Origin of the sequence: Pseudomonas sp. NFACC04-2, from assembly GCF_900119265.1 — a bacterium.
GTDB classification, from domain to species: Bacteria; Pseudomonadota; Gammaproteobacteria; order Pseudomonadales; family Pseudomonadaceae; genus Aquipseudomonas; species Aquipseudomonas fluorescens_AA.
The window spans coordinates 132,575-159,105 of sequence record NZ_FPJC01000010.1 but is presented as its reverse complement, the minus strand read 5'-3'; the positions used below and the strand labels follow the sequence as shown (position 1 = coordinate 159,105).

The window sequence follows — 26,531 nt, the reverse complement described above, 5'->3', positions numbered from 1 at the left end:
CGGCGCTTTTTTGCCGATTTTCGATGAATCCGGCACACTAGCGGGCCCGAGCAACCGCTCGGTTTTATCCACTCATGCAGAAGCCGTATGACCCGCTCCCCGTTCCGCCGTCTTGTGTTTGGCACCCTGCGCCGACTGTTGTACCTCTGGGTTCGCTCCGAGACCATCAACCAGTCGTCCTTTACCCTCAACCTCGACCGCAGTCGTCCGGTGTTCTACGTCCTGCAAGACCCTTCGCTCACCGACCTGGCGGTGCTCGACACCGAATGCACCAAGGCCGGCCTGCCCCGTCCGGTGCTGCCGGTCTCGGTGGGCAACCTGCTGGAGCCGGCGGCGTTTTTCTACCTGACTCCCGCGCCGGACTGGCTCGGCCGCCAGGACAAACGTGGCGCGCCACCCACCCTGACGCGGCTGGTCGACGCCCTGACCCACAATGCCGCCGAAGACGCCCAGATCATCCCCGTCAGCGTGTTCTGGGGCCAGTCGCCCGACAGCGAATCCAGCCCCTGGAAGCTGTTGTTCGCCGACAGCTGGGCCGTCACCGGGCGCTTGCGCCGTCTGTTGAGCATCATGATCCTGGGGCGCAAGACCCGCGTGCAATTCTCCGCACCGATCCACCTGCGCGAACTGATCGAACACGACAAGGGCCACGAACGCACCGTGCGCATGGCCCAGCGGATCCTGCGGGTGCACTTCCGCAACTTGAAAGCGGCAGTCATCGGTCCCGACATCTCCCACCGACGCAACCTGGTCAAGGGTCTGTTGAACCAGCCACTGGTCAAGCAGGCGATCGCCGAGGAAGCCGAGCGGGAAAAGATCGCCCCGGAAAAAGCCAAGGCCCAGGCCCTGCGCTACGGCAACGAGATCGCTTCGGACTACACCTACACCGCGATCCGTTTCCTGGAGGTTGTACTGAGCTGGTTCTGGAACAAGATCTACGACGGCATCAAGGTCAACCACATCGAAGGCGTGCAGAACGTCGCCCAGGGCCACGAAGTCATCTATGTGCCGTGCCACCGCAGCCACATCGACTACCTGCTGCTGTCGTACCTGCTGTTTCGCAACGGCCTGACGCCACCGCACATCGCTGCCGGCATCAACCTCAACATGCCAGTGATCGGCGGCCTGTTGCGCCGAGGCGGGGCGTTCTTCATGCGCCGCACTTTCAAGGGCAACCCGCTCTACACCGCGGTGTTCAACGAATACCTGCACACGCTATTCACCAAAGGCTTTCCGGTGGAGTATTTCGTCGAGGGCGGTCGCTCACGCACCGGGCGCATGCTGCAACCCAAGACCGGTATGCTCGCCATCACCCTGCGCAGCTTCCTGCGCTCGTCGCGCATGCCCATCGTGTTCGTGCCGGTCTACATCGGTTATGAGCGGGTGCTGGAAGGCCGCACCTACCTGGGCGAACTGCGCGGGGCCAGCAAGAAGAAAGAATCGATCTTCGACATCTTCAAAGTCATCGGCGCCCTCAAGCAGCGCTTCGGCCAGGTGGCGGTGAACTTCGGCGAACCGATCAAGCTGGCGGAATTCCTCGACGGCGAACAACCCGGTTGGCGCCAACAGGAACTGGGCCCGCAATTCAAACCGGCCTGGCTCAACGCAACCACCCATCGCCTCGGCGAGCGCGTGGCCCGTCACCTGAACGAAGCCGCGGCCATCAACCCGGTCAACCTGGTCGCCCTGGCGCTGCTGTCCACCAGCCGCCTGGCCCTGGACGACCGCGCCATGGCGCGGGTGCTCGACCTGTACCTGGCGTTGCTGCGCAAAGTCCCGTACTCGCCCCACACCACCCTGCCCGAAGGCGATGGCCAAGCGCTGATCGAACACGTGAAGGGCATGGACCTGCTGTCGGAACAGAACGATGCCCTGGGCAAGATTCTGTACCTGGACGAGCAGAACGCGGTGCTGATGACCTACTACCGCAACAACGTGCTGCACATCTTCGCCCTGCCGGCGTTGCTGGCGAGCTTCTTCCAGAGCAGCTCGCGCATGAGCCGCGAACAGATCCTGCGCTACACCCATGCGTTGTACCCGTACCTGCAATCGGAGTTGTTCATTCGCTGGTCGCAGGAAGAGCTGGACGGCGTGGTCGACCAATGGCTCGACGCGTTTGTCGAACAGGGCCTGCTGCGTTTCGAAAACGACCTGTACCTGCGTCCGGCGCCGAGTTCACGGCACTTCGTGCTGCTGACCCTGCTGTCCAAAAGCATTGCCCAGACCTTGCAGCGCTTCTACATGACCGTCTCGCTGCTGCTCAACAGCGGTCAGAACACCATCAGCGCCGAAGAGCTGGAAGACCTCTGTACCGTCATGGCCCAGCGCCTGTCGATCCTGCATGGCCTGAACGCACCGGAATTCTTCGACAAGAGCCTGTTCCGCCACTTCATCCAGACGATGCTGGACCTCGATGTGCTACGCCGCGACGAGGCCGGCAAACTCAGCTACCACCCATTGCTGGGCGAACTGGCCGAAGGCGCGGCCAAGCGGGTACTGCCGGCGGAGATTCGCCTGTCGATTCGCCAGGTGGCGTTGCATCGCACTGAAGATGCGGCGGAAATCGCCGTCAGCCCCGACCTTTGACATTGACCGATCACTCACACCGAACATGGAACGGTTCCGGTGAGTGCATCGGTCAATTGGCAGGCGTACTCCGACGCCACGCAGCGGCCAAGGCGACGTCAAACGAAGAAAAGACTTACAGAGAACTTTGGAGCAGGCCTCTAGGATGAGGTCACGTCAATGTCGACGTATTGAAAAGGAATTCAACATGAACATCATCACCCTCAACCTGCAACTGCCCGCAGGCTACAAACTTCCGGAAGCCGGCCGTGCCGAAATCAGCGTTCGAAATGCCGACGGTGTGCAGATCAGCACCAGCGGCGGCCAGGGCTCGAACATGGCGCCAAGGGAGCCTCTCCAGCAGCCTTGGCAATATCGCTTCCAGATCAATTCCGAGAGGGCGTCCGTAGGCGAGAAACTCTCGGTAAAGGTGCAAATGTACCAAGGTGGTACCGCTCTTTTCCTTGATACCGAACAGGCCTTCACCTGGGATGGCGGCGATCAACACGTTGACATCCCCCTGAGCCTGGCGCCAGCATCGCTGGCTGAAACTGTTCAAGCGCCCGTGTTCGGCTCCTGAGCCGCGCCGTTACGCAGGGATGCTTGGACGCAAATCCGCTAAATGCTCGTTGACGCCGGTGTGTGGCTGGCGTCAACGAGCCAGGTGCTTGCCCCATGAAAAAACTCGCTCTGCTTGCATCCATGGCCTTGCTGGCCGCTTGCCAATCGACAACACCACCCGCCGCGTCCCTCGACGGCGAAGTCTTCTATCTGCAACGCATCGCCCTGCCGCCCAACGCGACCTTGAGCGTTAGCCTGCAGGACGTTTCCCTGGCCGACGCTCCTGCGGTGGTGCTCGATGAACAGAGCGGCCCGATCAAAGGCCAGGTCCCGCTGCCGTTCCACCTCAGTTATGATCCCGCCCAGGTCAAGCCCGGCCATCGTTATGCCGTGAGCGCCCGCATCGAAGTGGATGGCCAGTTGATGTTCATCACCACCGAACAACACGCCGTGCAACTCGATGGCAAGGATCCGCAGCCGTTGAAGATCCGCGTCAACGCCGCACGCTGATTGCTTTTTCCAACTTTTTTCAAGGACGCCATCATGCTCCGCTCTACCCTCCGTTTCACCGGCCTGTGCGCGGGCCTGTTGATCTGCGCCAATGCCATGGCCCTGTCCCTGGGCGACCTGTCGCAACAAGATGCCACGGGCGGCCTCAAGGACGCCTTGACCCAAGGCGCACAGGTGGCGGTCAAGCAACTGGGCACACCCGGCGGCTTCAGCAACAACCCGGATGTGAAAATCGAACTGCCAGGCAAGCTGGGCAAAGTCGCCAGCAAGATGAAGGCCTTCGGCATGGGTGAGCAGGTCGATCAACTGGAAACCAGCATGAACCAGGCTGCCGAGGCCGCCGTGGTCCAGGCCCAGCCGATCCTGGTCAATGCCGTGAAGAACATGAGCGTGAGCGATGCCAAGGGCATCTTGAGCGGCGGCAGCGATTCGGCAACGCAGTACCTTAACAAGAGCAGCCGCGAGCAGATCCGCGCCAAGTTCCTGCCCATCGTCAAGCAAGCCACCGACAAGGTCGGCCTGGCCCAGAAATACAATGCCTTCGCCGGCCAGGCCGCGACGCTCGGCGTGCTGGATGCCAAGAGCGCCAACATCGAGAACTACGTGACCGAACAGGCGCTGGATGGATTGTTCGAAATGATCGGTAAGCAGGAAGCCACCATTCGCCAGAACCCGGCGGCTGCGGCGACCAGTTTGGCGAAGAAAGTCTTCGGCACCCTCTGAGCCCCAGCCCAAAACAACTGTGGGAGCGAGCTTGCTCGCGATGAGCACACTGCCTAGCTGACAAACCACGATCCTGTGGCGAGGGAGCTTGCTCCCGCTCGGTTGCGCAGCAACCGCAAAAGCTTGGGGCCGCTGCGCAGCCCAGCGGGAGCAAGCTCCCTCGCCACAGGTTCGGTGTGCACCTCTTAATCAGGTTTTCTTGACCCTGAACCACGCCGCATACAACGCCGGCAGGAACAACAGCGTCAACGCCGTGGCCACGATCAAGCCGCCCATGATCGCCACCGCCATCGGCCCGAAGAACAGGCTGCGTGACAGCGGGATCATCGCCAGCACCGCGGCCAGTGCGGTGAGCACAATCGGGCGGAAGCGGCGCACCGTGGCTTCGATGATCGCCTGCCAAGGCGCCAGGCCAGCCTTGATGTCCTGTTCGATCTGATCCACCAGGATCACCGAGTTGCGCATGATCATCCCCGACAGCGCGATGGTGCCGAGCATGGCGACGAAGCCGAACGGCTGGCGGAACACCAGCAAAAACAGCGTGACGCCGATCAACCCCAGGGGCGCGGTGAGAAACACCATGGCCGTGCGGGAGAAACTGCGCAGTTGCAGCATCAGCAACGTCAGCACCACCACGATGAACAACGGCACACCGGCATTCACCGATTTCTGGCCGCGGGCCGAATCCTCCACCGTACCGCCCACCTCCAACAGGTAACCGTCCGGCAGCTCGGCACGAATCGGCTCCAGGGTCGGGAAGATCTGCTGGACCAGGGTCGCCGGTTGCTCCTTGCCGTAGATATCGGCCCGCACGGTCACGCTCGGCAGGCGATTGCGGTGCCAGATCACGCCCTCTTCGAAGCCGTATTCCAGAGTGGCGATCTGCGACAGGGCCACGCTCTGGCCGTTGTCGGTTGGCACCGCCAGGCTCGGCAGCAGCGACAGCTCGGTGCGTTCATGCACCGTACCTCGAAGCAGGATTTCGATCAGTTCGTTGTCTTCCCGGTACTGACTGACACTGGAGCCGGTGAGGGAGCTGCGCAGGAAACTCGCCAGGTCGGTCGTGCTGACACCCAAGGCCCGGGCACGGTCCTGGTCGACGTTCAGGTACACCACCTTGCTCGGCTCTTCCCAGTCCAGGTGCACATTGACCACGTAGGGGTTTTCGCGAACTTTCGTGGCCACTTTCCGTGCCAGGGCGCGGACTTCTTCTATGTGCTCGCCTGTGACACGGAACTGCACCGGATAGCCGACCGGCGGGCCGTTTTCCAGGCGCGTGACCCGCGAGCGCAGGGTCGGGAATTGCTCGTTCAGGGTCGCGATCAACCAACTGCGCAAAGGCTCGCGGTCTTCGATGGTCTTGGCCAGCACCACGAACTGGGCAAAGCTGGAAGCCGGCAGTTGTTGATCCAGGGGTAGATAGAAACGCGGTGAACCGGTGCCGACGTAGGCCACGTAATTGTCGATGCCGGCATGATCCTTGAGCAGCGCTTCCAGGCGCTTGACCTGCTCGGCGGTATTGCTCAGGGAGGCGCCTTCCTGCAGCTTCAAGTCAACCATCAGCTCCAGCCGCCCCGATGCCGGGAAGAACTGTTGCGGCACGAACCGGAACAACACCACCGAGCCGACGAACAACAGCACGGTCAGCAGGATGACGGTTTTGCGCCGACGCACGCACCATTCCACCATCCGCCGGACACGCTGATAGAACGGCGTGCCATAAGGGTCGGTCTGGCCGTCAGTCGTGCCATGTTTGGCCGCATGAATTTTCGCCAGGTCTGGCAGGAGCTTTTCCCCCAGGTACGGCACGAACACCACGGCGGCCACCCAGGACGCCAGCAACGCCAGGGTCACCACCTGGAAAATCGAACGGGTGTACTCACCGGTGCCCGATTGCGCGGTGGCGATCGGCAGGAAGCCCGCCGCCGTGATCAACGTACCGGTGAGCATCGGGAATGCAGTGCTGGTCCAGGCGAAGCTGGCGGCCTTGATCCGGTCGAAGCCCTGCTCCATCTTGATGGCCATCATCTCCACCGCGATGATCGCGTCGTCCACCAGCAGCCCCAGGGCCAATACCAACGCGCCGAGGGAAATCTTGTGCAGGCCGATCCCCAGGTAGTACATGGCGGCGAACGTCATCGCCAGCACCAGCGGGATCGCCAGGGCAACCACCATCCCAGTGCGCAACCCCAGGGAGAAGAAGCTCACCAGCAACACAATCGTCAGCGCTTCCACCAGCACCTGGACGAACTCACCGACCCCGGTCTTCACCGCCGCCGGCTGGTCCGAAACCTTGCGCAATTGCATGCCGGCCGGCAGGGTGTTCTGGATACGGGCAAAGTCGGCTTCAAGGGCCTTGCCCAGAATCAGGATATCCCCGCCTTCCTTCATCGCCACGGCCAGGCCGATGGCGTCCTCGCCCATGAAGCGCATGCGTGGCGCTGGCGGATCGTTGAAACCACGGCGCACGTCCGCCAGGTCGCTGATGCGGAACGTACGATCGCCGACCCGGATCGGGAAGTTGCGGATCTCTTCCACCGTCTGGAAATTCCCCGAAACCCGTAGCTGCAAGCGCTCGCTGCCAGTCTCGAAGAAGCCCGCAGTGGAAACCGTGTTCTGCTCTTCAAGGGCCTGCTGGACCGCCGCCAAGGGCAGGCCGAGGGTCGCCAGCTTGACGTTCGACAACTCGATCCAGATCTTCTCGTCCTGCAACCCGAGCAGCTCGACCTTGCCCACGTCCTTGACCCGCTGCAGTTGGAGCTGGATGCGATCGGCGTAGTCCTTGAGCACGGCATAGTCGAAGCCGTCGCCGGTCAGTGCGTAGATATTGCCGAAGGTGGTCCCGAATTCGTCGTTGAAGAACGGCCCCTGGATACCCGGCGGCAAGGTGTGGCGAATATCGCCGATTTTTTTGCGCAACTGGTACCACAGCTCGGGAATCTGCGCCGAATGCAGGGAGTCGCGGGCCATGAAGGTCACCTGGGATTCCCCGGGTCGGGAGAACGAGACGATTTTCTCGTAGTCACCGGTTTCCATCAGTTTCTTTTCGATGCGCTCAGTGACTTGTCGCGAAACTTCCTCGGCCGTGGCGCCTGGCCAGTTGGTGCGGATCACCATGGCCTTGAAGGTGAACGGCGGGTCTTCGCTCTGGCCGAGCTTGGTGTAGGAAAGCGCGCCGACGATGGCCAGCAACAGCATCAGGAACAGTACGATCTGGCGGTTACGCAGCGCCCATTCGGAAAGATTGAAACCCATCGCGGATTACTCCTTGGCCGTCAGGTTGACCACGCGGTTGGAGCGATCCACTGGCCGCACCTGCTGGCCGTCGAGGAGCACATGCACGCCGGCAGCCACCACCCAGTCGTCGGGGCTCAGGCCTTCCAGCACCGGCACCGTCTTTTCGCCGAAGGCGCCGACCCGCACCGGGACTTTTTTCAAGGTGTTGTTGGCGTTGACCACCCAGACATACGTCGCGCCGTTTTCAGCCGTCAGGGCCGACAAGGGCACCGACAGCGGCACCTTGTCGGCGGTCTGGATAAACACCCGCGCGCTCTGGCCCAACTCGGCCGGAACACTGCCGGCGGTGAAGGCCACGCGGGCGGCGAAGGTACGGGACTTGGGATCGGCCGCGGGTGACAGTTCGCGAATACGCCCGCTGAAACGCTGGTCGGGCTGGCTCCACAGCTCGACCGAGACCGGCTGGCCGATCTTGAACCGGCCAAACCCTTGTTCCGGCAGACTGATCAACACCTCGCGCTCACCGTCGGTGGCCAGGGTGAAGACAGTTTGCCCGGCCGAAACCACCTGCCCGACTTCCACCGAGCGCCGGGCCACTACGCCATCCTGGGGCGCACGCAACACCGAATAGCTGGCCTGGTTGTTGGCGACATCGAACTCGGCCTTGATCTGCTTGAGCCGCGCGGTGCCTGAGCGATAAAGGTTTTCGGCGTTGTCGTACTGGGAGCGGCTGACCATCTGCCGTTCCATCAAGGTTTTGTAGCGGTCACGCTCGGCGCGGACCAGGTTCAGGTTGGCCTCGGCGGCGGCGACCTGGGCACGGGTCGCTTCCAGTTGCAGGCGCACATCTTCGGGATCGAGCTCGGCCAACGGTTGATTGGCCTTGACCCGCTGCCCCTCTTCCACCAGTCGTCGGCTCACCTTGCCGCCAATGCGAAAGGCCAGGTCGGGCTCGAAACGGGCCCGCACTTCGCCAGGGTAACTGTCCATCGCCTGGGCCGACGGCTCGGGCTTGACCACCATGGCCGGGCGCACGGCGACGGGCACCGGTTCGTCATGACCGCACGCAGACAATAAAAAAACCAGGGTGACTGGCACGGCGAGGGGCAGGGCATAGCGGAACATGGCGAGTGACCTTTCGCTAATGGTGCTTGGAATAATTATACTGATGAGTATGTTATTAATAGCAAACTCACCAGTCCAGTATTAAAGCGAAGAAATGTCGAACAATCCTTCACCCCCCAGCGGCCCTGGTCGCCCCAAGGACCTGGCCAAGCGCCAAGCCATTCTCGATGCGGCGAAACGCTTGTTCCTGGGCATGGGTTACGCCAATACCAGCATGGACGCCGTCGCCACCGAGGCCGGGGTTTCCAAACTGACGGTCTATAGCCATTTCAACGACAAGGAGACACTGTTCTCCGCTGCCGTGATCGCCAAATGCGAAGAGCAGGTGCCGTCGCTGTTTTATGAATGGCCCGACGGCGTTCCGATCGAACAGGTGTTGTTGAACATCGCCCGCGGGTTCAACCAACTGATCAACAGCGACGAATCCCTGAACCTGCATCGGCTGATCATGGCCCTGGGCAGCCAGGACCCGAAGCTGTCGACGATTTTCTACGAAGCAGGCCCACAGCGGATGCTCTCAGGCATGGAGCGGCTGCTGGCCAAGGTTAACCAGAGCGGAGCCCTGAGCATCGATAAACCGCGCAATGCCGCCGAGCATTTTTTCTGCCTGATCAAGGGCGCGGCGAATTTCCGGTTGTTGTCTGGCTGCGGCGAACCCCAGAAACCGGAAGCGGCCGAGGCTCATGTGCAGGAAGTGGTGGGGCTGTTCATGCGGGCTTATCGGCCTTAGCTCGACCGGTAGCCTTTCGCAGGCAGGAAGGGCGTCATCGCGAGCAAGCTCGCTCCCACAGGGTTTGATGAGCACCACAGATCCAATGTGGAAGCGAGCTTGCTCGCGATGCAGGCGACCCGGTCTCAGGGCTTGAGCGCTTTCTTCGGGTAGATGTCGTAGCGACTGGATTTGCCATCGAGCCCATGGCTCGGCTTCGGCCCTTCGATGCTCGGGGCTTTGCGCGGGCGCTTGACCACCACCCGGTGCGTCGCCAGGGCCAGGGCCGCGGCGAGCAGTGCCGGGGCGTCCGGATCATCGCCCACCAGGGGGCGGAACAGGCGCATTTCCTTCTTCACCAGGGCGGTTTTCTCACGATGAGGGAACATCGGGTCGAGGTAGATCACCTGGGGCGGTTCGCCTTCCCAGTTGCGCATCACCTCGATGGAATTGCCCTTGAGCAAACGCATGCGCGCCACGATCGGCGCCACCTCGAAGTCCTCGGCCCCACGGGCCAGGCCATCCTCCAGCAAGGCGCCAATCAGCGGCTGGCGCTCGATCAGGCTCATATCGCAGCCCAGGCTGGCCAGCACAAACGCATCCTTGCCCAACCCGGCCGTGGCATCCAGCACCCGCGGACGCACACCCTGGGCGATGCCGACCGCCTTGGCGATCATCTGGCCGCTGCCGCCGCCGTACAAGCGCCGATGGGCCGCACCGCCTTCGACGAAGTCCACGCGCACCGGCCCGGGTGCATCCGGGCCCAACTGCTGCAATTGCAACCCCTGCTCACCGACCTGCAAGGCAAACTCGCCATCGTCCCCTTGCAAAGGCAGGCCAAGCCGCTCGGCCCAGTGCTCGGCCTGCGGTTGGAAGGCCGGGGCCAGGGCCTCGACATGGATGCGACAGGCCGCGGGTTGTTCATTCATGGAAACATGCTCAAAAAATTAAGGATCGGCAAAAACGGCCGATAACAACGGTGAACGGCATTTTGCCAGAGCTGAGCGTCGACCGAGAAAAATGTCAGACATTCAATCCACATCGATAGGCGTTATCTCCCCTTACGGCGATTACAGCCTGCGTAACACCCAAGCGCTGAGCGGCGTCAGTCACCTCTGGCAGGATTTTTTTGCCCGGGCCCTGGCCGATCAACTGGGTGATAACGCACCGGCGCCTGGCAGCTACCAGCCAGAGCCCCTCGATGAGGCCGTTGAACCGACCCTCGGCGCCGAGCTGCTGGCGCACATCGTCAGCCAGCGTACCTGTGAAGTGACGGAAACGCCGGTCAAGCCGCCTGAACCGCTGTTCCTGCCCATCGCCGAATTCGAACTCGACCTGCTGGACAAGCCCTTCCCACCCTTCCCGCCGGAAGAAATCGCCGCCCAGCAAAAACAGCAGACCTTCGAAAGCAACTGGGTTCGCCCACTCGTCCTCGCCGCAGGCCAACCGCTGCCAGAGCCGGGCCCGGCGCCACAACCGCGCCCATTGCACCTGCCGATCGCCGAGTTCGAACTGGACCTGCTGGACAAACCCTTTCCGCCGTTCCCGGAAGAAGAGCTCGTGGCACAGCAGAAGCAACTTGACTTCGACACCCGCTGGGCACGTCCGATCGTGCTGCAGAACCTGCGCATCGCCGCCTGAATCAGCGACAGATCCACCATGGCCCGACGTCCAGATGAAAATGGTTGCGGTGCGCCGCGTTGTAATCCGGGCTCAAGACCACACTGAACATATCGCAGGCGCCGTCCCGAGCCTGACGCAGAAAGCGCGCATCGGCATTGTCCTTGGGCCAGTCCCTGAGCACGCTGATCGTGCGCCCATCGGCCAGGCGAAACCCGGCGATGTCCAACGCACTGGCGGTGGCGTGCTGGCTACGCGCACCGCTCTCACGACCGTACATATTGCGGCAGGCGAAACTGCCGAGGTGATCGACCCGCGTCACTCTTTGCCCGTAGGCGGCCATCGCCGCCGGCTGCAACCCATGGCGCTCGAACAGCGCGAACGCCACCGCCAGGGGACAACTGGCGAGGAAACTGCTGCTCAGCGCCACCTCACCGCCCTGCACCCTCAACACGTTGGTCAACGGGCACGACGTATTGGCGCCACTGTCGGCCTGGCGCGCGGTGCGCAGCCCCGAGGTGGCGAGGGCCTGGTCACACAGCTGCGGGTCGTTGCGCAAGGCCATGAGTTTGAAGCGGGTCAGCAGGTTGGGCGCGAGATTGACGTCCAAGGGCGCCCAGGGATTCCATTGGGGCGGCAGTGCCACCCAGCCGCGCCATACCGCCAGCACGGCAACGCCAACGAGCAGTGCCACGATCGCAAGAGTTTTCAAAAACCGCACGACAATGCCTCGGGCATCAACCCTTGAATAATTGGTTGGCCTGCTTGAACGGCATCGAGCGGCGCGTGAAGGTGAACGTGCCCTGCTCCTGGATTTCCTCGGCGGCGCGGAAGAACTCGCCATACGCGGCCAGGGCCAGAGCTGACCCGACGCTGATGCGCTTGACGCCCAACTCGCTCAACTGCGCGACGGTCAGGTCCAGCGCCCCGGACATCAGCACGTTCACCGGTTTCGGCGCCACGGCCTGCACCACCGCGAGCACTTGTCCGGCGCTGCTCAGCCCCGGGGCGTACAGCACGTCGGCCCCCGCGTCCGCGAAAGCTGCCAGGCGGCGAATGGTGTCATCCAGATCCAGATTGCCGTGCAGGAAGTTTTCCGCCCGGGCCGTCAGCAGGAAGGGATACGGCAAGCTGCGCACGGCCTCGGCGGCGGCCTTGACCCGCGCCACGGCGTGGTCGAAGCAATAGATCGGGCTGTCTTCGCGCCCCGTGGCATCCTCGATCGAACCACCCACCGCACCGGCCTGCGCCGCACGGAGCAAGTTACGCGCGCAGTCCTCGGGGGCATCGGCAAAACCGTTCTCCAGGTCGACGGCCACCGGCAGGTCAGTGGCCGCCACAATCGCCCGTACGTTAGCCAACGTGTCCTCCAGGCCCAGCGCGCCATCGGGTCGGCCCAAGGAAAAGGCGTGACCGGCACTGGTGGTGGCCAAGGCTTCAAAGCCGAGGCTGGCCAGCATCTTGGCCGAACCGGCATCCCACGGGTTGGGAATGACAAAGGCCCCTTCACGTTCGTGCAAGGCCTTGAACGCCTGGGCTCGACGAGTTTGCGCATCCATGTAGTTCGCTCCTGAGCAGAGAAGGAGTGGGCCTCAGAGCAAACCCAGTTGCTCGGCGGCGGGTTCTCTATATAGCGCAGGCAGGGCCGGCAAGCCAGGTAATCGACTCATCAAACGCTCGTGAAAGCGTTGCGCGAGCCGGGCCGCCAGCAGGTTGTCGGCAGTGTGCAGGAAGATATAAGGCGTGCGTCCCTCTTCGATCCAACCGGCGATTTTCTCCACCCAGGGCGTCAGGAACGGCTCGTTGGCTTCCAGCACCGGATGGCCGATGAAGCGCACTTGCGGACGTTGCGTGAACGCTGCGGGCCGGGGCGGCACGCGGGGCTTTTTCGATTGCGCGTGAAGCACGGCGGGATCAAGGGAGGTACAGCTGAACAAGGCCCGGGGATCGAGGCAGATGCGTTCGACGCCGCGATCGAGCAACAGCCGATTGAGGCGTCGCTCGGCGTCGCCCTTGGCGAAGAACTCATCGTGACGGACTTCCACGGCCAAGGGGCGCTGCAAGGCGTCGATGAACCCTGCCAATTCCGCTAACCGATTCGGAGTGAAGGCCTTGGACAGTTGCAGCCAGTACGGCGCGACGCGCTCGCCCAAGGGGCTGAGCAGTTGCAGGAAAGTTTCGGTGGCCGTCAGGCGCTCGCGCAAGTCGCCATTGTGGCTGATGTCACCGGGAAACTTGGCGGTGAAACGAAAGTGCTCGGGCATGATGTCGGCCCAGCGCTGGACCGTAGCCGCAGACGGGCTGGCATAGAAGGTCGTATTGCCTTCCACGGCATTGAACACTTGGGAATAGAGATTGAGGAAATCGGTGCTTTTGGCGTCCTGGGGATAAAGGTAATCGCGCCAGGCGTTTTCGCTCCAGGACGGACAGCCCAGGTAGTAAGGCAAGACCATCAGATGTAGAGATCGAGTCCCAGCACTTCCATATCCCAATCGACGAAACCGGCGGTGCTCAAGTAGCTCGCCAGGGCCGTGGCGACACTGCGGCTCATCGCACGGTGATAAATCATGTCTTGCTGACGGGCAGGAAGATTGCTCAGGCGCTGCGCGGAGGCTTTGGCGGCGCGGGCGGCCAGTTGCTCCTCGGACGGAAATTCCAGGTCGCCGTCGATGTCATCGAAGTTTTCCGGCTCAGTGGCTTTACCCGCACGAGGCCGACGCTTGATGGGGTAGGACTGGGATGAAAAGCCGTCTATACGCATAACAGAATGCTCGGTATCAATGATGGCAATTTAGCGGCACTTTCGCAGCCGCGCAAATGCGCAAGTGATAACTAGAACACATAAAGTCAAAAAGGTTTAAAAACGGGGCGAAAAAGTGACGACTGGCAATATTTGAGTGTGACTTTTGGAGCCGAAAATGACTTTTGCGAGCACAACGCTTGGGGAAGACCGTTGTGGCGAGGGAGCTTGCTCCCGCTGGGCTGCGAAGCAGCCCCAATACCTGGACCAGAACGGTGCGAATGAGACGTTAGGGCCGCTTCGCGCCCCAGCGGGAGCAAGCTCCCTCGCCACAACGGTGCTCGCTTGAATACCCGTCGCTGTCGAGTTACCGCTCGGACTTGGGTGTTGCCACCTTGTCCCTCAGGTACACCGGTTGCGCATCATCGGCTGCAATGGCTTCGCCCCGTGCCCAGGCGAAGCGGGCCAGGGCCAGCAGGTCTTCGGCGTGAGGCAGCAGGGTGGCATCCTGGCCGGTCAGCCGGACAGCGATGCGCTCGCCATAACCCCAACCTGTGCCAGCGCCAAACCAGTCACCGTCGGCCCCGCTTGGCAACGCCGCGGCCTCGGGTGGCAATACCGCCTCGGAACCGACCAGGCGCATCTCGCCGTCGGTTTCGCCGTAGCAGCCCCAGTACACTTCGTCCATGCGTGCATCGATGGCTGCCGCCACCTGGCGGGCGCCGTGCTCACGCATCGCCCGCTGGGCCAGTACCGCCAGGTTCGACACCGGCAACACCGGCCGCTCCAGGGCAAAGGCCAGCCCCTGCACCACACCGATGGCGATGCGCACGCCAGTAAAAGCCCCGGGCCCACGACCGAAGGCAATCGCGTCCACCGCCTGCAAGGTTGTCCCGGCGTCGTTCAACAGTCGCTGGATCATCGGCAACAGTTTCTGCGCATGCAGGCGCGGGATCACCTCGTAATGGCTCGTGACCTTGCCGTCGTGCAGCAAGGCAACGGAGCAAGCTTCGGTCGCGGTGTCCAGGGCCAGCAAGGTGCTCATCGATGTGTCCGTAAATCAGGTGGGAAAAAAAGTGCGCCAGTATAAACAACTACGGCCCGCAAGCGGGCCGTAGTTGATGCAACTGATCAGACTTTTCAGCTCAAGGCTGCAAGCACCTTGGCCGTGATCGCTTCAACCGAACCGACGCCTTCGATGTGGCTGTACTTCGGCTTGCCATTGGCAGCCGACAGCTTCTGGTAGAAATCCACCAGCGGCTTGGTCTGGGAATGGTAGACCGACAGGCGATGACGCACGGTTTCTTCGGTGTCGTCCTTGCGTTGCACCAGCTCTTCACCTGTCACGTCGTCCTTGCCTTCGGTTTTCGGCGGATTGTAGACAGTGTGATAAACGCGACCGGAAGGTTCGTGAACGCGTCGACCGGCAATGCGCTGGACGATTTCCTCGTCTTCGACGGCAATTTCAACCACCGCATCCAGCTCGACACCAGCAGTCACCAGGGCTTCAGCCTGGGGAATGGTGCGCGGGAAGCCATCGAACAGGAAGCCATTGGCGCAGTCGGGTTGAGCGATGCGATCCTTGACCAGGGCGATGATCAGGTCATCCGACACCAGGCCGCCGGCATCCATGATGCTCTTGGCTTGAACGCCCAGTGGAGTGCCCGCCTTGACCGCGGCACGCAGCATGTCGCCAGTGGAGATTTGCGGGATACCGAATTTTTCGGTGATGAACTTTGCCTGAGTACCTTTACCGGCCCCGGGAGCTCCCAGCAGAATGACGCGCATCGATGTGCTCCTCAATTTTTTTATGTAAAACGCTCGGATTCGCCTCGTGGGGCCAATCTTCGAAAAACAGGATCGTGACCGCCCAAACGGCCAAAGGCTGATCAAGATACACAGCAGGCCCGACCCACACAAGCCGCCGAAAGTCGGAGTAACCCGCGCCCGATACGACCTTCGGAGGGGGTGGCGAGCGTCGCAACCGAACAACAAACTGTCGCCTGCTCGACCTGCTCCCTCCCCCAGCGGACAACGCCCGGGAATGCCGGACGAGCCGTTTCGGTGCGCTGACTGATGTTAGCCGGTATTGCGCAAACCGGCGGCAATCCCCGCCACAGACACCAGCAACGCCTGTTCCACGGGGCTGCCCTGGGCGACATCCTGCTGCCGCGAGCGCGCCAACAGTTCGGCCTGCAACAGGTGCAACGGGTCGAGGTAGGTGTTGCGCAGGCGAATGAATTCCAGCGTGGCTGGGCTATGTGCCAGTAGCTGCGACTGACCGGTCAAGCCAAGGACCACCGAGCAGGCCTGCGACAATAGGTCGCGTAAATGCGCACCCAAAGGCAGCAGCCCAGGTTCCACCAAACGCTCGTCGTAAGAGCGCGCGATATCGGCGTCGGCCTTGGCCAGCACCATCTCCAGCATATCGATGCGGGTCCGGAAGAACGGCCATTGCTCGCGCATCTGCCCCAGCAACTCACCTTCGCCGCGCTCCAGGGCCTTGCTCAGTGCGGTTTCCCAGCCGAGCCAGGCCGGCAGCATCAGGCGCGTCTGGGTCCAGCCGAAGATCCACGGGATCGCCCGCAGGCTTTCGATGCCGCCGGCCCGACGCTTGGCCGGACGGCTGCCCAGGGGCAGGCGCCCGAGTTCCTGCTCAGGGGTGGACTGGCGGAAGTACTCGACGAATTGTGGGTTCTCCCGCACCACGGCGCGGTAGGCACTGACGCCGTCAGCCGCCAGTTCGTCCATCAAGTCCCGCCACTGCGGCGTGGGTGGCGGCGGCGGCAGCAACGTCGCTTCAAGCACCGCGGCGAGGTAAAGGTTGAGGTTCTGTTCGGCGATGTCCGGCAGGCCGAATTTGAAACGAATCATTTCGCCTTGTTCGGTGGTGCGGAAACGCCCGGCCACCGAACCGGGTGGCTGGGACAGGATCGCCGCATGCGCCGGACCGCCGCCACGGCCCACGGTGCCGCCACGACCGTGGAACAACAGCAGTTCGACTTGCTGCTCGCGGCAGATGTCCACCAGCCGCTCTTGGGCCCGATACTGTGCCCAGGCCGCCGCCGTGGTTCCGGCATCCTTGGCCGAGTCGGAATAGCCGATCATCACTTCCTGGGGGCCTTGCAGCCGTGAGCGATAGCCGGGCAGCAGCAACAGCCGCTCGATCACCGGCCCGGCGTTGTCCAGGTCGGCCAGGGTTTCGAACAGCGGCACCACCCGCATCGGCCGCAACACGCCGGCGTCCTTCAACAACAGCTGCACGGCGAGGACATCGGAAGCCGCGCCGGCCATGGAGATCACATAGGAACCCAGGGACGCCGCTGGCGCCGCCGCCACTTCCCGGCATGTCGCCAACACTTCCGCGGTGTCGGCCGACGGCTTGAAATGGGCCGGCAGCAGCGGGCGCCGGTTGTTCAGCTCCTCGAGCAGGAAGCTGATGCGCTGCTCCTCGTTCCAATCCTCATAGCGGCCCAGGCCCAGGTAGTCGGTGATTTCCGTCATGGCGGCGCTATGACGCGTCGAGTCCTGACGCACATCGAGGCGCACCAGGAACAAGCCGAAGGTCACCGCCCGGCGCAGGCAATCGAGCAACGGCCCGTCGGCAATCACGCCCATGCCGCACTCGTGCAGGGAGTGGTAGCACAGCTCCAAGGGGTCCAACAGTTCGCGGTTGTGCTGCAACACCTCGGCGCCGGGTGGCGTGGCGGCACTCAAGGAGGCGTGGGCCCAGTTGCGGGTGGCGCGCAGGCGTTCACGCAGTTGCTTGAGCACGGCGCGATACGGTTCGGCGCTGTCGCCGGCCTGGGCACGCAAGGCCTCACTGGCGTTTTGCATGGACAGCTCGGCCGCCAGTTGGTCAACGTCACGCAGGTACAGGTCCGCCGCCATCCACCGTGCCAGCAACAGCACCTCGCGGGTCACGGCGGCAGTGACATTCGGGTTGCCGTCACGGTCGCCGCCCATCCATGAGGCAAAGCGGATCGGCGCGGCCTCCAGCGGCAGACGCAAGCCGGTGGCGGCATGCAGGGCCTGATCGGCCTTGCGCAGGTAATTGGGGATGGCCTGCCACAGCGAATGCTCGATCACCGCGAACCCCCACTTGGCTTCGTCCACCGGGGTCGGTCGGGTGCGGCGGATCTCTTCGGTGTGCCAGGCTTCGGCGATCAAGCGCTGCAGCCGTTCGTGAATCTGCGCGCGCTCGGCGCTGGTCAGGTCGCGGTGATCCTGGGCGGCCAATTGCGCGGCGATGGCGTCGTATTTCTGGATCAGCGTACGGCGAGCCACTTCCGTGGGGTGGGCCGTGAGGACCAGTTCGATCTCCAGGCGACCCAACTGCCGGGCCAGCGCCTCGGCACCATGGCCCTCGGCCCGCAACCGGGCGAGCAGCTCGGGCAGGACCCGTGCTTCGAAAGGCGCCGGTTGCGACTCGTCGCGACGGTGGATCAGTTGGTACTGTTCGGCAATGTTGGCGAGGTTGAGAAACTGGTTGAACGCCCGCGCCACCGGCAGCAATTCGTCCTCGCTCAGTTGGTTGAGGCTGGCGCTGAGTTCGGCGTCCACGGAGCCGCGTCGGTCCGCCTTGGCCCCCTTGCGGATCTGCTCGATCTTGTCGAGAAACGTGTCTCCGTACTGTTCGCGGATGGTATTGCCCAGCAGTTCGCCGAGCAGGTGGACATCCTCGCGCAAGCGGGCATCGATATCGGTCATCAGCATTTCTCCAGCAAAAAAATCCGGACAGCTCTTGGCTTAGAGAGTGCCGATGCCCGCCGCTTATGACAAGCGACGAAGGGACTTTAAACCTTGTCCAACAAAGCTAGTCTCATGAGTAAGCCACACAACGGCTTGTCACTCACCGCGACTGCCACGAGCAGGCTGATTGAGGTCATCATGAAAATTCGTGAGCTTGCCCAGCATTGGGAAGAAAACGCCAAGGGTCGCCTGACCCAGACCGGCTACACGATCCATCTGGACGTGGAAGCCGCCGCGCGCCTGGCGGCGATTTGCGACATGTACCCCAAGCGCCACCCCGAGGAGCTACTGGGCGAACTGATCGGGGCCGCGCTGGAAGAGCTGGAAGCGAGCTTCCCCTACATCAAGGGTTCACAAGTCGTGGCCACCGACGAAGAAGGTGACCCGCTGTACGAAGACGTGGGCCCGACCCCGCGATTTCTCGCGTTGTCCCGTCGGCATCTGCACGAACTTTCCTTGCAGAACGACAAATCCAAACACTGATTTCCCTACAGCGCAAATCTTGTAGGAGCTGCCGAAGGCTGCGATCTTTTGATCTTTTCGTTTGAGACTCAAGCGGCAGGGGAAAGATCGCAGCCTCGCTTCGCTCGGCAGCGCCTACGCACGCGCCCTCCAAAAAAACGCACGTTCCCTACGCCGGGAATACCGCTGCGCGCCCTGAAAGTTCAGCTTTTCTGCCGCTGACCGATCAGTCAGTAATTCCTTTTGGCGAATGGCCATCCTCGCTGAACTTTTGAAAAACGCATCGGGTCACACCGAGTAACCATACTGGAACGGTTGTTTAAATAAACGCGCCTTGGCGCCAACGCCTAACCAGACGTCACGGTTTCGGTCCCAGCATGGATTTGTCGTTTTTTCAGGAGTTTTCCAATGGAGTTGAAGCCTATGAATACCTGCACTGCCAAACCCTCATCCACTGGCCTTCGCGGCTTGAAGCTGGCTGCCCTGGCGATCGGCAGCAGCTTCATTCTCGCCGGTTGCGCCGGCAATCCACCGTCTGAGCAGTACGCAGTGACCCAATCGGCGGTCAACAGCGCGGTCAGCGCCGGCGGCACCGAATTCGCCGCTGTGGAAATGAAATCGGCCCAGGACAAACTGAAGCAAGCCGAAATCGCCATGCATGACAAGAAATACGACGAAGCCAAGCGACTGGCCGAACAGGCCGAGTGGGATGCCCGCGTCGCCGAGCGCAAGGCCCAGGCCGCCAAGGCCGAACAAGCACTCAAGGATTCTCAGAAAGGGGTTCAGGAACTGCGTCAGGAAGGCATGAACAAGGTTCAGTAAGCCGTTCACGCCAAGACGTACTTCTCATTGATAAAAGGACGACAGACTATGATGCACAAACACTTGATGATGCCCGCCCTGCTCGCAGCCTGCGTAGCCCTGGCCGCTTGCTCCCATGACCCGAACGCGAACCTGGAACAGGCGCGGACCAACTACAACGGCCTGCAGGCCGACCCGGCCGCGACGAAGGTAGCTGCGCTGGAAACCAAAGACGCCGCCGACTTCCTGGCCAAGGCCGACAAGGCCTACCTGGACAAGGAAGACGAAGCCAAGGTCGACCAGTTGGCCTACCTGACCAATCAGCGCGTCGAAGTGGCCAAGCAGACCATCGCCCTGCGCAACGCCGAAGCCGAGCTGAAAAACGCCGGCGACGAACGCGCCCGTGCGCTGCTCGACGCTCGCAACGCGCAGATCAAGCAACTGCAGGACAGCCTGAACGCCAAACAGACCGAACGCGGCACCCTGGTGACCTTCGGCGACGTGCTGTTCGCCACCAACAAGTCCGACCTGCGCGCCAGCGGCATAACGAACGTAAACAAACTGGCGCAGTTCCTCCAAGAAAACCCGGACCGCAAGGTGATCATCGAAGGCTATACCGACAGCACCGGTTCGGATTCCTACAACCAGTCGCTGTCGGAACGCCGCGCGAGCTCCGTGCGCACCGAGCTGGTGAAGATGGGCGTAGACCCAGCCCGTATCGTGACTCAGGGCTACGGCAAGGAATTCCCGGTGGCCGACAACACCAGCGTCTCGGGCCGCGCCATGAACCGTCGCGTGGAAGTGACCATCTCCAACGACAACCAGCCAGTGGCTCCGCGCTCGACCATGAGCGCCAACTGATCGGCTGAGTGCAACAAAAAAGCCCCGCCTGACTTCAATCAGGCGGGGCTTTTTAATGGCTTATTCCCCTGTGGGAGCGGGCTTGCTCGCGAAGGCGGTGTGTCAGTCACTGTAGTAGGTAGCTGACCCGACGCCTTCGCGAGCAAGCCCGCTCCCACAGGGGGTTTGTAGCGTCCTTGGGGTTACGGCTGAAGCTTCTGCGGCGTCTCCTGGCCCATGCAGCGCACCGCGCGTTTCTTCTCGTTGATCAGCACACCGGTCAGGCCTTTCTGCTCGGTGTCGAACAACACCAGCACACCATCGATGCACTGGGCGACCTGGGGAGCCGGTTCCAGGGACACCTTGTAGTCCTCCCCCGGCACGGTCTTGAGCATGGTGAATTGGTTGAGCAGCAACGCGTCCTCGGGCTTGGCGAAGTGCAGGTAACCGTAGTACCACAGCACCGCGACGGTGCCGATGATGCTGCAGATACCGGTGATGATCAGGGGGATGGCGTTACGTTCTTCGCTCATTGCGCACTCTCAGCAGATTCAACGGGTGATTTCGGGTAGTTCGGGACCTCGCCCAAGCGACGCAGGCCGTCGAAGTGCTGGGGGTCGTCGAGGTAGCGCAGCATCACGGTGCGCCAGGTCGGGTCGGCGAATGTCTGCACATGGCCGCCGCGAGTCAGTTGCAGAACCCGCGGTGGCGGCGCAGCTTGATACAGACGAATGCCATTGGAAAGAGGCACGATAGGGTCATCCAAGCTGTGATAGATCAATTTCGGTACGCCATTCAATTGCGCCACGGAACTGATCGCGCTGTCACCGTCCGGCACCAGCCAGGACAACGGCACCTGGAACGGCCAGGTCATCCATGATGTGCTCAAGGCAAAGCGCCCGACGTCGCGGTAACTGGCCGGCACGCCATCGAGCACCAAGGCCTTGAGCTGCCGTTGCCGCTGGGGATGTTCCACCAGATAATGCACCGCCAGCGAACCGCCCAGGCTCTGGCCGAGCAGCACCAGCGGCTTGCCCTGGACATCGGGCGACTGATCGAGCCATTGGAACGCGGCGTCGATGTCCTGGTAAATCGCCGGCAGGCTCGGCTCGCCTTCGGACACGCCGTACCCCCGGTAATCGACCATCAACACCTGATACCCCTGCTCCGGCAACCACCAGCTCCCGCCCAGGTGCCAGGCCAGGTTGCCGCCGTTGCCGTGCAAATGCAGCACCGTGCCCTTGACCTCCACGCCAGGTTTGACGGGCAGCCACCAGCCCCGCAGCTTGAGGCCATCAGCGGTGGTCAGGGTGACGTCGCGGTACTCGAGCTTGGCCCGCTCGGGGGTAAACGGCAGGCCGCGCTCGGGGTAGAACAGCAGTGAGCTGCAACCGCTCAGGGCCAGCAGCAGGCAAAAGATGCCGAGGATTCGCATCCGGTGAAACCTCGCAAAAAACAGAATTGGAACACAGTCCCCTGTGGGAGCGGGCTTGCTCGCGAAAGCGGTGGGTCAGTCGACATCATCGTTATCTGACCCACCGCTTTCACGAGCAAGCCCGCTCCCACAATTGGGCAGTGTGATGCTTAAAGGATATTGGAATAATCCGCTTCGATCCGGTCCAGGCTCAAGTGGTTCAGGAAGTTGGAGAAACACATCCAGGCCGACAGGGCGTTCATGTCGCGGAACTGCTCGGGCAGGTATTTGGGCGGCACCACCAGGCCTTCGTCCACCAACTGGCGCAACGTGCGCATGTCCTCAAGGGTGGTCTTGCCGCAGAACAGCAGCGGCACCTGCTCCAGCTTGCCTTTGCGCACGGCCAGCTGAATGTAGTTGTAAACCATGATGAAGCCCTTGAGGTAGGACAAGTCTTTGGTGAATGGCAGGCCGGTCGGCACCGAGCCACGGAACACCCGGCTGGCGTTGCCATAGCTTTCGGCCATTTCAAAACCCTGCTCGCGGAAGAATTCGAAGATCTGCAGGAAATCGGCGCCCTCCTCCACCATGTGAATGGCCCGGGTGCGGTTGGTCAGTTTGCGCAGGCGACTCGGGTAAGAGGCAAAGGTGATGATTTCCATCAGGATCGCCAGACCTTCCTGGGTCACCGTGGACGAGGGCGGGCCCTTGGACAGGAAGGTGCAGATCGGCTGGTTCAGGCCGTTGAGGGTGGTGCCGACGTGCACCAGCCCTTCATGGACCTCCAGCGCCCGCACATCGCGCTCGTTGAACATCGCATCGGTGCGGATCTTGATGTAGTCCGCGCCCGCCGCCGCGTCGGCCACGATGCCATCGGACTCGAACACCCGGATGGTTTCCTCGGCTTCGCCGAACACCCGGTTGAGGCGGTGCTGCAACAGGTTGACGGCTTCCTTGGCGCTGAGGACTTTCGGCTCGTCCTTGAGGTCGCCACGGCCATCGATGTTATTCAGGTAATCGGAAAGCATCAGGCCCAGGTCGGCCAGGGTCGGATCGCCGGCGTGGAAGGCATCGGAGGCGGCGCCATAGAGTTCCTGGGAGATCAGCCCAAAATCCTCGGTGCCACGGGCTTCGAGCATGCGCACCACCATGCGGTATTCCTTGCACATGCGGCGCATGATCTGGCCAACCGGGTTGAACTGCCCCAGTTGACGGGTGATGTCACGCTCGATGTTCTGGAACTCCAGCTTCACTTTGCTGGAATCGAAGGACAGTGGCCGGTTGAGGTAATAGTCGCGATCCACCGCGGGCATTTCCTTGCCTTTGGCCTTGAGAAACCCCTTGCGGATATTCTCGTCCCACTTCACCGCATCGAGGATGCGAATCGGCGTTTGCGCCAGCACAATGCGATCGGACAAGGTGCGTATCGTCTGCTGGTAATCGTCCACCCGGAACTCCTGTGAAAAAACGTCCGCTTGTAGCAATTATTGGGATTTGGCCAGTCGCTGGTAACGCACGGCTTCCGAGAACACATCGGAATTGGCCGGATCGTCGAGGTAGCTGAAAACCTTGTTCATGTCGCTGTCCACCAACACACCTTCTCCCTCCTCGCTCTGGTTCGGTTGGCCGCTGAGGAGTTTCTGACCGATGGCCTGGTTGATCTGCTCCAGGTCCAGGTTGTAGATCACCAACTCCTGTTTATCGGTCAATTCGAAACCGGCGATCAGGAAATGTCCGCCATAGCGGGCCGGTACCTTGGCCGACAGGTACCAGCGGCTGCCGTGACGGGACACGGTCAGGGGAATGGCTTCGCGCTCATGGGGCCTGGCCCTGAAGTAGCTGATGGCCTGGTAGCGGTGCTTGCCGACCTGCGTCAGTTCCAGGTTCAACGGTTCGCCCCAGGCATTGGTGCTGGTCCAGTGGCCGAGCAGGCCCGCGGGCGCGGCTTCGCTGTCAGGCAACGGCGCCTTGAACGACACCAGGCAGCCACTGAGCAGCAGCAACGACACGGCCAGTACAACGGCACGCCAGGCTTTCATTTGAACTCCCTATGGCATCTGTGGCGAGGGGATTTATCCCCTCGCCACAAGGGGCTGCTGTAACCCAAAAAGGGTCACACCGACGCCAGTACCAGGTGCATGTAGCGGGTCAGGATGCCGAGCATATCTTCATCGGCTACCGGCTCGGCGCCATTGAGCAAGCCCTGATATTCCATCCGTCCGATAATCGCCGTCAACACTTTGGCATCCTGTTGCGGCTCGCGGGAGCCTAATACCTGGAAAAACTGACACGTGCCGTGCAGCAAAATCTGCTGGTGGGAGCGCACCAACTCCGCCAGGCGCGGGTTGAGCAGGGCTTCCTGGCGAAAGGCCTGCTCGGCCATCAGGTACTCACGACGACTGTCCAGTTGATGGCGTACGTAATCGGCGGTCATCCGGGCAATGTCATCCGCCAGTTGCGAACGCGACTGAGCGCTGCCGTCACCATAGGCCACCATTTCCCGCAGCAGGCCCTCGTTGTTGGCCCACAACTTGGCCATGAACGCTGCGCTGCGTTCCACGTATTGGGCGAAAGTGTCGGTGAGCAGGTCATCGATATCTTTGAAATAATACGTGGTGGCCGACAGCGGCACGCCCGCTTCGGCGGCCACCGCGCGATGACGCACCGCGCGCACGCCATCGCGCACGACAATGCGCATGGCCGCATCGAGAATCTCCTGGCGACGCTGCTCACTGCCCTGTCGGCTGGCCTTGCGGCCCTGGTACTGAACACTTTCAGCGACAGCCGTGGCGACGCCCGCTGCACCTTCTGAAGCCATTGCACGATTCACGACAGGTCTTCCTCGCTCTTTGAAAAACTAACCAATTGATACGTTTGTACCAGACAGGCAATAAAAAGCCGCCCTTCCAGGCGGCTTTTTAGTTGAAGCACTTACGCTTGAGGCCGCATGTGCGGGAAGAGAATCACATCCCGGATCGACGGTGAGTTGGTCAACAACATCACCAGGCGATCGATGCCGATGCCTTCGCCGGCGGTCGGCGGCATGCCGTACTCCAAGGCGCGCACAAAGTCGGCATCGTAGTGCATGGCTTCGTCGTCGCCGGCGTCCTTGTCGGCCACCTGGGCCATGAAACGCTCGGCCTGGTCTTCGGCATCGTTGAGCTCGGAATAGGCGTTGGCGATTTCACGCCCACCGATGAACAGCTCGAAACGGTCGGTCACGCTTGGGTTCTCGTCGTTGCGACGGGCCAGCGGCGAGACTTCGAACGGATACTGGGTGATGAAGTGCGGCTGTTCCAGCTTGTGCTCGACCAGTTCTTCGAAAATCATCACTTGCAGCTTGCCCAGGCCTTCGAAGCCCAGCACCTTGGCGCCGGCCTTCTTGGCGATGGCGCGGGCCTTGTCGATGTCCTGCAGGTCGGCGGCGGTGATCTCAGGGTTGTACTTGAGGATCGAGTCGAACACCGACAGGCGCACGAACGGCTCGCCGAAGTGGAACACCTTGTCGCCGTACGGCACGTCGGTAGTCCCGAGAACAAGCTGCGCCAGCTCGCGGAACAGCTCCTCGGTCAGGTCCATGTTGTCTTCGTAGTCGGCGTAGGCCTGGTAGAACTCGAGCATGGTGAACTCGGGGTTGTGCCGGGTCGAAACGCCTTCGTTACGGAAGTTGCGGTTGATCTCGAAGACTTTCTCGAACCCACCGACCACCAGCCGCTTGAGGTACAGCTCCGGCGCGATGCGCAGGAACATTTCCATGTCCAGGGCATTGTGGTGGGTTTCGAACGGCTTGGCCGCCGCACCGCCAGGGATGGTCTGCAGCATCGGCGTCTCGACTTCCAGGAAGTCACGCTTCATCAGGAAGCTGCGGATGTGAGCGATGACTTGCGAACGTACACGGAAGGTCTGGCGCACCTCTTCGTTGACGATCAGGTCGACGTAGCGCTGGCGATAGCGCTGCTCGGTGTCGGTCAGGCCGTGGTGCTTGTCCGGGAGCGGGCGCAGGGATTTGGTCAGCAGGCGCACGCTGGTCATCTCGACGTACAGGTCGCCCTTGCCGGAACGGGCCAGGGTGCCTTCGGCGGCAATGATGTCGCCCAGGTCCCAAGTCTTGACGGCCGCCAGGGTTTCTTCCGACAGGGTCTTGCGGTTGACGTAGACCTGGATGCGCCCGGTCATGTCCTGGATCACCATGAACGAACCACGATTGAGCATGATACGACCGGCCACCTTGACTGGAATCGCCGCCTCGGCCAGCTCTTCCTTGGTCTTGTCCGCATACTGCTTCTGCAAAACGTCGCAGTAGGCGTCGCGGCGGAAGTCGTTGGGGAAGGCCTGGCCCTTGGCGCGCTCGGCAGCAAGCTTTTCCTTGCGCAGGGCGATCAGGGAGTTTTCTTCCTGTTGCAGGGCTTGCGGGTCGAGTTCTAGGTCGCTCATGTCTTTAAGGATTCCATCACAGGTTCGTTGCCCCCGGC

25 protein-coding genes are annotated in these 26,531 nt (G+C 62.0%); 9 read left to right on the top strand and 16 right to left on the bottom strand.

Features of this window, described 5'->3' with window-relative positions:
- Positions 1-87: 87 nt before the first annotated feature.
- The 4 genes from plsB to BT125_RS15555 all read left to right on the top strand — a co-directional run bounded on the left by plsB (position 88) and on the right by BT125_RS15555 (position 4,359).
- Positions 88-2,586, top strand: a complete 2,499-nt coding sequence (gene plsB / locus BT125_RS15570; protein WP_072408252.1) for a glycerol-3-phosphate 1-O-acyltransferase PlsB — start codon at positions 88-90, stop codon at positions 2,584-2,586.
- Between the two features lie 187 nt (positions 2,587-2,773).
- Positions 2,774-3,145: a hypothetical protein gene (locus BT125_RS15565; protein ID WP_072408250.1), complete on the top strand. Its 372-nt coding sequence runs from the start codon at positions 2,774-2,776 to the stop codon at positions 3,143-3,145.
- A gap of 95 nt (positions 3,146-3,240) precedes the next feature.
- Positions 3,241-3,636 carry a YbaY family lipoprotein gene (locus BT125_RS15560; protein ID WP_060739014.1) on the top strand — a complete coding sequence of 132 codons (396 nt, stop codon included), beginning with the start codon at positions 3,241-3,243 and terminating at the stop codon, positions 3,634-3,636.
- Positions 3,637-3,669: 33 nt separating this feature from the next.
- On the top strand, positions 3,670-4,359 hold the full coding sequence (locus tag BT125_RS15555; protein ID WP_072408248.1) for a DUF4197 domain-containing protein: 690 nt from the start codon (positions 3,670-3,672) through the stop codon (positions 4,357-4,359).
- 189 nt (positions 4,360-4,548) lie between these two features.
- Here the strand turns inward: BT125_RS15555 and BT125_RS15550 are convergent, their stop codons facing one another.
- Positions 4,549-7,614 carry an efflux RND transporter permease subunit gene (locus BT125_RS15550; protein ID WP_072408246.1) on the bottom strand — a complete coding sequence of 1,022 codons (3,066 nt, stop codon included), beginning with the start codon at positions 7,612-7,614 and terminating at the stop codon, positions 4,549-4,551.
- A 6-nt stretch (positions 7,615-7,620) separates the two neighbouring features.
- Positions 7,621-8,721 carry an efflux RND transporter periplasmic adaptor subunit gene (locus BT125_RS15545; protein WP_072408244.1) on the bottom strand — a complete coding sequence of 367 codons (1,101 nt, stop codon included), beginning with the start codon at positions 8,719-8,721 and terminating at the stop codon, positions 7,621-7,623.
- A gap of 94 nt (positions 8,722-8,815) precedes the next feature.
- Between BT125_RS15545 and BT125_RS15540 the strand changes: the two genes are divergently transcribed.
- A complete protein-coding gene (locus BT125_RS15540; protein WP_072408242.1) occupies positions 8,816-9,451 on the top strand; it encodes a TetR/AcrR family transcriptional regulator in 636 nt (211 codons plus the stop codon).
- Positions 9,452-9,576: 125 nt separating this feature from the next.
- Here the strand turns inward: BT125_RS15540 and BT125_RS15535 are convergent, their stop codons facing one another.
- On the bottom strand, positions 9,577-10,359 hold the full coding sequence (locus BT125_RS15535) for a class I SAM-dependent methyltransferase (protein ID WP_072408240.1): 783 nt from the start codon (positions 10,357-10,359) through the stop codon (positions 9,577-9,579).
- 91 nt (positions 10,360-10,450) lie between these two features.
- On the opposite strand from BT125_RS15535, the gene BT125_RS15530 reads away from it, so the two are divergent.
- Positions 10,451-11,071 carry an energy transducer TonB gene (locus tag BT125_RS15530; protein ID WP_072408238.1) on the top strand — a complete coding sequence of 207 codons (621 nt, stop codon included), beginning with the start codon at positions 10,451-10,453 and terminating at the stop codon, positions 11,069-11,071.
- Position 11,072: 1 nt separating this feature from the next.
- On the opposite strand, the gene BT125_RS15525 is transcribed toward BT125_RS15530, so the two are convergent.
- From BT125_RS15525 to ppc, 7 genes are all read right to left on the bottom strand, one after another.
- A complete protein-coding gene (locus tag BT125_RS15525) occupies positions 11,073-11,771 on the bottom strand; it encodes an extensin-like domain-containing protein (RefSeq protein WP_072408236.1) in 699 nt (232 codons plus the stop codon).
- A 16-nt stretch (positions 11,772-11,787) separates the two neighbouring features.
- Entirely contained in the window at positions 11,788-12,609 is an 822-nt protein-coding gene (locus BT125_RS15520; RefSeq protein ID WP_072408234.1) for an isocitrate lyase/PEP mutase family protein, read from the bottom strand.
- Positions 12,610-12,642: 33 nt separating this feature from the next.
- Positions 12,643-13,503, bottom strand: coding sequence for a DUF72 domain-containing protein (locus tag BT125_RS15515; protein WP_072408232.1), 861 nt, complete (start codon positions 13,501-13,503; stop codon positions 12,643-12,645).
- Positions 13,503-13,811: a hypothetical protein gene (locus BT125_RS15510; protein WP_072343505.1), complete on the bottom strand. Its 309-nt coding sequence runs from the start codon at positions 13,809-13,811 to the stop codon at positions 13,503-13,505. Before BT125_RS15510 ends, BT125_RS15515 begins: the two co-directional genes overlap by 1 nt.
- Before the next feature lie 346 nt (positions 13,812-14,157).
- Entirely contained in the window at positions 14,158-14,835 is a 678-nt protein-coding gene (gene tsaB / locus BT125_RS15500; RefSeq protein ID WP_072408228.1) for a tRNA (adenosine(37)-N6)-threonylcarbamoyltransferase complex dimerization subunit type 1 TsaB, read from the bottom strand.
- A gap of 95 nt (positions 14,836-14,930) precedes the next feature.
- Complete coding sequence (adk, locus tag BT125_RS15495) at positions 14,931-15,578, bottom strand: adenylate kinase (protein WP_072408226.1); 648 nt, start codon at positions 15,576-15,578, stop codon at positions 14,931-14,933.
- 291 nt (positions 15,579-15,869) lie between these two features.
- Positions 15,870-18,500 carry a phosphoenolpyruvate carboxylase gene (gene ppc, locus BT125_RS15490; protein ID WP_072408224.1) on the bottom strand — a complete coding sequence of 877 codons (2,631 nt, stop codon included), beginning with the start codon at positions 18,498-18,500 and terminating at the stop codon, positions 15,870-15,872.
- Positions 18,501-18,680: 180 nt separating this feature from the next.
- On the opposite strand from ppc, the gene BT125_RS15485 reads away from it, so the two are divergent.
- From BT125_RS15485 to BT125_RS15475, 3 genes are all read left to right on the top strand, one after another.
- A complete protein-coding gene (locus BT125_RS15485; protein ID WP_072408222.1) occupies positions 18,681-19,025 on the top strand; it encodes a pilin assembly protein in 345 nt (114 codons plus the stop codon).
- A gap of 387 nt (positions 19,026-19,412) precedes the next feature.
- Complete coding sequence (locus tag BT125_RS15480; protein ID WP_003198164.1) at positions 19,413-19,826, top strand: DUF4398 domain-containing protein; 414 nt, start codon at positions 19,413-19,415, stop codon at positions 19,824-19,826.
- A gap of 51 nt (positions 19,827-19,877) precedes the next feature.
- Positions 19,878-20,666, top strand: coding sequence for a lipotoxin F family OmpA-related lipoprotein LptF (locus tag BT125_RS15475; protein WP_072408327.1), 789 nt, complete (start codon positions 19,878-19,880; stop codon positions 20,664-20,666).
- A 182-nt stretch (positions 20,667-20,848) separates the two neighbouring features.
- On the opposite strand, the gene BT125_RS15470 is transcribed toward BT125_RS15475, so the two are convergent.
- The 6 genes from BT125_RS15470 to lysS all read right to left on the bottom strand — a co-directional run bounded on the left by BT125_RS15470 (position 20,849) and on the right by lysS (position 26,493).
- Positions 20,849-21,178: a PA3694 family proteiin gene (locus BT125_RS15470; protein ID WP_003184997.1), complete on the bottom strand. Its 330-nt coding sequence runs from the start codon at positions 21,176-21,178 to the stop codon at positions 20,849-20,851.
- Entirely contained in the window at positions 21,175-22,080 is a 906-nt protein-coding gene (locus BT125_RS15465) for an alpha/beta hydrolase (RefSeq protein WP_072408220.1), read from the bottom strand. Before BT125_RS15465 ends, BT125_RS15470 begins: the two co-directional genes overlap by 4 nt.
- Positions 22,081-22,229: 149 nt before the next feature.
- Complete coding sequence (locus tag BT125_RS15460; protein WP_072408218.1) at positions 22,230-23,507, bottom strand: flavohemoglobin expression-modulating QEGLA motif protein; 1,278 nt, start codon at positions 23,505-23,507, stop codon at positions 22,230-22,232.
- A gap of 36 nt (positions 23,508-23,543) precedes the next feature.
- On the bottom strand, positions 23,544-24,098 hold the full coding sequence (locus BT125_RS15455) for a hypothetical protein (protein WP_072408216.1): 555 nt from the start codon (positions 24,096-24,098) through the stop codon (positions 23,544-23,546).
- 74 nt (positions 24,099-24,172) lie between these two features.
- Positions 24,173-24,889 (bottom strand): TetR/AcrR family transcriptional regulator, encoded by a 717-nt coding sequence (locus BT125_RS15450; protein ID WP_072408214.1) that lies wholly within the window; start codon positions 24,887-24,889, stop codon positions 24,173-24,175.
- A gap of 101 nt (positions 24,890-24,990) precedes the next feature.
- Positions 24,991-26,493, bottom strand: a complete 1,503-nt coding sequence (gene lysS / locus BT125_RS15445) for a lysine--tRNA ligase (RefSeq protein WP_072408212.1) — start codon at positions 26,491-26,493, stop codon at positions 24,991-24,993.
- Positions 26,494-26,531 lie beyond the last annotated feature (38 nt).